The organism is Microcoleus sp. S28C3 (assembly GCF_036700785.1).
Classification (GTDB): Bacteria; Cyanobacteriota; Cyanobacteriia; order Cyanobacteriales; family Microcoleaceae; genus Microcoleus; species Microcoleus asticus.
Genome location: NZ_JAUBPO010000264.1, coordinates 1 through 314, shown reverse-complemented (window position 1 = coordinate 314; position 314 = coordinate 1).

Sequence of the window (314 nt, the reverse complement as noted above, 5' to 3'; positions counted from 1 at the left end):
GAAGTTGTTGAGCAATTTGCTAGAACACAGGATCATTTACCAGCTCATTTACCCATTCAAACTAACCATTAGTCCGAAAACCAATTTTTTTTGACAATCCAGCCCTTTTTTAGTCTCACTGATTGCCCTATAAATTTTTTTATTTTCAGAACCACACAACTGTATTTTGGCTATCAAGTACAAAAGCCAAAAGAGGCTAATTTGCAAAGGTTAGCTACTACACAAGAGCTAAGTTTTGCGGTTCTTCTGGGTTTTTGGTGAAAACCGTATAATGAGATACCACTACTTGATTTCTACCCTATGGATATTCATCT